This window comes from Ruminococcus sp. AM43-6, assembly GCF_003461785.1.
Lineage (GTDB): Bacteria > Bacillota > Clostridia > Oscillospirales > Ruminococcaceae > Hominimerdicola > Hominimerdicola aceti.
Window position 1 is genome coordinate 1 of the sequence record NZ_QTXU01000057.1, and the last position, 5,035, is coordinate 5,035.

A 5,035-nucleotide genomic window follows, 5' to 3' on the forward strand; every position below is an offset into this window, starting at 1 on the left:
TTGTCTATCTCTCTTTTCTTTTTTCTTAATTTTGTCCAATATCTATTGTAGCACTACAATAGACTTCTGTCCGCTGTTTTGCGTTTGTTGACTTTTTACAGAGATTATGGTATACTTGTTTTGAAAAAGTGTGCAAATGCACGGATGTTGCAAAAGGGAGTTGTTTTTTATGGAGTGTCCTAAATGCCACAAGTCAGTTGACGATGATGACATTTTCTGTCCTAACTGTGACACAAGATTAAGACCAGACAAAAATACATCTATCATGAAGCGTTTCAAAAAGCAGAATAAACCGCTAAATGTGGAAATAGTAGGCGAGAAAAAACATAAATTGTCTGAAAGCAAGCTCAAGCTTATTCTTATAACAGTGGCGGTAGTGCTTCTTGTGGTGCTTGTCGTCCTTATCGTTGTGAATATTATAAGCGGAAAGGGTGAAAACACCGCTGAGAGTATTTCTGAATATATCGGCGTAGATGTTGCAAAGGCTCAGAAAAAGCTTGATATGCACTTTAAGGACGAATCGGCTTTTCAAGGAGTGAACAATGCACTGAATTTTGATTATATCATTGAGTCTGATGACAGTGTTAATGTTGATGGCATAAATTATCCTGAATGGGCGGCACTTGTTACTGTTGATGATGAAGAACGTATACAAACTGTAAAATATTCAAATTTCAAGGTGCTTAAAAACAATGCAAACGGTGAAAAGAAGAGTAAAGCTATCAACCTTGATAAGTTTGAACAAGGAGCAAAGTGGAGTAGCTTGTCAGATGCCATAGACCTTGAATATTACGGCATCGTATGGTCAAAAGACACTAAAAATTATATATACCGCTATTGGTATGAGAATGACGCAGGCGATGATCAGCCTGTGGTGCTTAATGTAACGTTCGATACGGATAATAAGTATCTGTATTATTCTTCTACGCTTATTTATCCTGAGTATCTGTAAAAGGGTCATAATGTTACAAAAGAAATACAAATTGTTGCGTAAATTCTACAATTGCACAAAAAAACTTGACTTATGCTCGGTTTGTTGCTAATATAAATTGATGAATAACGTAAAAAGGAGGTTCGGTATGGATCCTAGTACTAAATTATGTATGGGCTGTATGAACGAACTTGGTTCTGACGGTCGCTGTCATTATTGTAACTATACCGACGATATCCCGCATTTACAGGCTTATCTTGCACCGAGAACAGTGCTTGACAACAGATATATAGTTGGAAAAATGCTTTCATATAATGGTGAGGGTGCGTCTTACATTTGCTACGATATGGTTGGCAAATGCAAGTGTGTGGCAAGAGAGTATATGCCTGACACTCTTTGCGAAAGAGATAGCGAAAGTCAGCGACTTGTGGTGAATCCGGATTGTCTGGCTAAGTATAAGACATTTATGTCTGAGTTTGCAGACGTGAACAAAGTTCTTTCACGTATGAGAAATCTTCAGCATATCGCCACGGCAAAGGATATGTTTTGCGAGAATAATACGACCTATGTCATACTCGAATATGTGGAGGGCGTGACGCTAAAGAAATTTTTACAGTCAAACACAGGCTTTCTCACATGGGAACAGGTCAAAAAGCTTTTTGTGCCATTGTTTACAACATTGAGCATTATACATAATGCAGGTATCATACACAGGGGAATATCTCCTGAAAATATTATTGTTACAACTGATTGTGAGCTTAAACTTACAGGCTTTTGCATAAGTTCTATAAGAACATCTAATACAGGGCTTTCTCCTGAATTCTATTCAGGATATACCGCCCCTGAGCAATATTCTTCGTTAGAATGGCAGGGCACATGGACTGACGTTTATGCACTTGCTGCAGTTCTTTATAGAATACTAACAGGCTGTATGCCCCTTGACGCTTATACCCGTACAAAGAATGATACTATGGTCGAAGCTTGCAGAGTCAATCCGAGAATACCACAGCATATCTCTCGAGTTCTTTCAAGAGCTATGAGAGTTCGTGGCGAAGAAAGAATACAGACAGTTTCAGAGCTTGTTACTGCACTTTTTGAGCAGCATACAACGCATATGGAACACCCTAAGGGTTCAACTCAGACTATTCCTATACAGCATGTTCCAAGACAAAGAACGCAGTCAAGGCAAATGCCACAGCAGACTCGTGAGGAAGAAAAGCCTAAGAATAAAACGGCTACGATAATAGGCTGGACTGTGCTTGTGATAGTGCTTTTGCTTTCAGTTTTTCTGCTATATGAGTTGTTTTCAGGTCCGTCGGACAGCAATAATGATTCGTCTGAGGATAAGGTCATTTCTTCTGATGATGCAGATGGAGTTGACAGCGAGGTATTCGTTTACAGCACCACAGTTGCTACGCCTAAGGTGACTGATACTGAAAGTCAGTCAGAATATGGCTATGGCGCTATAATGCCTAACGTTGTGGGTCTGGAATACAATACTGTTGTAAAACAACTTGGTGAGGATTTTACTATCAAGGCTGAATATTATTATTCTGATGTTGACGATAAGGACGTTGTTAAAGAGCAGAGCATACCAGAGGGTACTGATTTTGATCCGTCTTTGAAAAATGAGCTTGTTCTTAAAGTATGTGCAGGCCCTGAAAATGTTCCTGTTCCTGATTTCTCTGGCCTGTCAAAGAAGGCTTACCTTGAGTTACTTGATTCTTATAATATCAAGTATAAGGTCGTTACCGATTTCTCAAGCTCTGTTTCTGCAGGATATGTTATGGCGACAAGCGTTAATGTTGGAAACACTGTGAATGTTAAAAATGGTGATGTGCTTACAGTTACAGTTTCCGCAGGTCTTGTGACTACTACGACCACTACAACAAAGGCAACAGAGCCTAAGCCTGATACGAACACAGGTAGCTCTTCTGAAACAACACCAGCTCCGGCTGTTGTGCCTACTGAATAACGAAAACGTTTAATAAAATGTTAAAAAACAAACAAAGCCCTTGACAATTCAGGGGCTTTGTGCTATGCTCATTATAGATTATTAGGAAAGTAACAGGATAAATTGTTTCCTGGTTTGGAGGTATTTTACATGGCTAAGAAAATTGGTGTACTTACCAGCGGAGGAGATGCTCCGGGAATGAACGCTGCTGTCAGAGCAGTATGCAGAGCTGGTCTTGCAAAGGGTATGGAAGTCGTAGGTATCCTCAGAGGATATAACGGCCTTCTTAACGGTGAAGTTATTGAGATGAATGCAAGAACTGTTTCAGGCATAATCCAGAGAGGCGGTACTTGCCTTTACACAGCAAGATGTCCTGAATTCAGAGATATCGAGGGCGTAAAGAAGGGCAGAGATAAGTGTCTTGAAATGGGTCTTGACGGTATCGTAGTTATCGGTGGTGACGGTTCATTCAGAGGTGCGGCTGACCTTTCAGCACAGGGTATCCCATGTATCGGTCTGCCTGGTACTATAGACAACGATATTTCATGCACAGAATATACTATCGGTTATGACACAGCTATGAACACAGCTATGGAAATGATCGATAAGATCAGAGATACAGCACAGTCACATGACAGATGTTCAGTAGTTGAGGTAATGGGCAGAAACGCTGGTTACATTGCAATCAACGTTGCTGCTGCTGTAGGCGCTGAGGCTGTTATCACACCTGAGAAGCCTTATGATCTCAATGCTATTGCTCAGAAGATGGAGCAGACAAAGAAGTCAGGCAAGACACATTTCATCATCGTGGTTGCTGAGGGTGTTGGCAAGACAGAGTATATCACAAGAACTCTTCAGGATCTTACCGGTATCGAATCAAGAGCTACTATTCTCGGCCACGTTCAGAGAGGCGGCTCTCCTACAGTAAGAGATAGAGTTGTTGCAACTGAAATGGGTTACCACGCTGTTGAACTGCTTGAACAGGGCATTGGCAACAGAGTTGTTGGTATGAAGGACAACAAGATATATGATGTAGATATTCAGGAAGCGCTTTCAATGAAGAAGCCTTTCGAGGATGAACTTTACAAGATCCTCAATGAAACTGCATTCTAATTTTTCACGAGGTCTGAGTCTTTAAGACTTTGACATATTACAGAGTAGAAAACTGAGCGTTAAGTGTCCGTCGGACGGGGAGTTGCCGTCGGAACGAAAAAGGCAGAACCTTTGCGGTTCAGTTTTCGCATCCCGCTGAATGTGTAATTGAAGCTTTTTATAGCGGCTCTGCACATCCCGCATGGGTAGTGTGCAGAGCTGTTTTTATGCTCCGTTATGCACAAAGCGATAAGCTCGCAGAATAAGGAGGTAAATTTATGAAGAGCTTCGGAAGAATGTTCTACGACTCTTTCAAGTCACTGAAAGATCTTAGAACATTGACAACAACTGGAATATTGATAGCATTGGCGTTTGCTATCAGATCATTTTCCATTGAGGTAACGCCTGACTTGAGGATCGGTTTCACATTTCTTGCGACCTGTACTATAGGTATGCTTTACGGACCTGTGGTATGCGGAATGTCTACATTTGTCCTTGATTTTCTGGGATACATAGTGCAGAACAAATCCCCGAGAGCCTACAGCCCACAGCTTGCAATGGTAGTTATTATTTCAGGTATCATCTACGGCTGTTTGTTGTATAAGTGCGATTTTAACAACAAAAAGCTTCAAAGCTACATAAGGATCGCAATTGCAAGAGGAAGTGTTATACTTTTCTGTAATATAGGACTTAATTCTTATTTTCTGTATACACTTTATGTAAACAAGACTTTTGGCATCACAAACCTCACCAAAGAAGGAATGAGCGGTTTTCTTACATACTGCACACCGAGAATAGCGAAAAATCTTATCCAGCTCCCTGTGGATCTGATCTTGCTCATGATATTCCTGCCTGCTGTGAAGTTTGCTTATGAAAAAGTAAGAACACAGTTTGGACATAAAGCGACAAATACATGATTTAAAGCAGCGGCAGAAATGTCGCTGCTTTTTGCGTGAAAATATACAATAAAAAATGGGGTGATAATGTGAAATTTAGGTGAATGTAGGTTTGTCAATCATATTGGACACTATTATTAAGAAATTCGATAGGCGAAAACC

Annotated in this window: 4 protein-coding genes and 1 riboswitch; all 4 genes read left to right on the plus strand. The window is 40.5% G+C overall.

Features of this window, described 5'->3' with window-relative positions; translation table 11 throughout:
* The first annotated feature begins 169 nt into the window (after positions 1-169).
* The 4 genes from DW938_RS14120 to DW938_RS14135 all read left to right on the plus strand — a co-directional run bounded on the left by DW938_RS14120 (position 170) and on the right by DW938_RS14135 (position 4,894).
* The gene (locus tag DW938_RS14120; protein WP_117877756.1) at positions 170-952 is read left to right on the plus strand and encodes a zinc ribbon domain-containing protein; all 783 of its coding nucleotides are present in this window, start codon (positions 170-172) and stop codon (positions 950-952) included.
* A gap of 127 nt (positions 953-1,079) precedes the next feature.
* A complete protein-coding gene (locus DW938_RS14125) occupies positions 1,080-2,906 on the plus strand; it encodes a PASTA domain-containing protein (RefSeq protein ID WP_118125547.1) in 1,827 nt (608 codons plus the stop codon).
* Positions 2,907-3,035: 129 nt separating this feature from the next.
* Complete coding sequence (gene pfkA / locus DW938_RS14130; RefSeq protein WP_117939498.1) at positions 3,036-3,998, plus strand: 6-phosphofructokinase; 963 nt, start codon at positions 3,036-3,038, stop codon at positions 3,996-3,998.
* 38 nt (positions 3,999-4,036) lie between these two features.
* Positions 4,037-4,138: riboswitch (THF riboswitch) on the plus strand.
* Positions 4,139-4,255: 117 nt separating this feature from the next.
* Positions 4,256-4,894 carry a folate family ECF transporter S component gene (locus DW938_RS14135; protein WP_117891797.1) on the plus strand — a complete coding sequence of 213 codons (639 nt, stop codon included), beginning with the start codon at positions 4,256-4,258 and terminating at the stop codon, positions 4,892-4,894.
* Positions 4,895-5,035 lie beyond the last annotated feature (141 nt).

Excerpts from the sequence above, each read along its gene's own strand:
- pfkA (WP_117939498.1), top strand. The coding sequence starts at position 3,036 with ATGGCTAAGAAAATTGGTGTACTTACCAGCGGAGGAGATGCTCCGGGA.
- DW938_RS14120 (WP_117877756.1), top strand. The coding sequence starts at position 170 with ATGGAGTGTCCTAAATGCCACAAGTCAGTTGACGATGATGACATTTTC.
- DW938_RS14125 (WP_118125547.1), top strand. The coding sequence starts at position 1,080 with ATGGATCCTAGTACTAAATTATGTATGGGCTGTATGAACGAACTTGGT.
- DW938_RS14135 (WP_117891797.1), top strand. The coding sequence starts at position 4,256 with ATGAAGAGCTTCGGAAGAATGTTCTACGACTCTTTCAAGTCACTGAAA.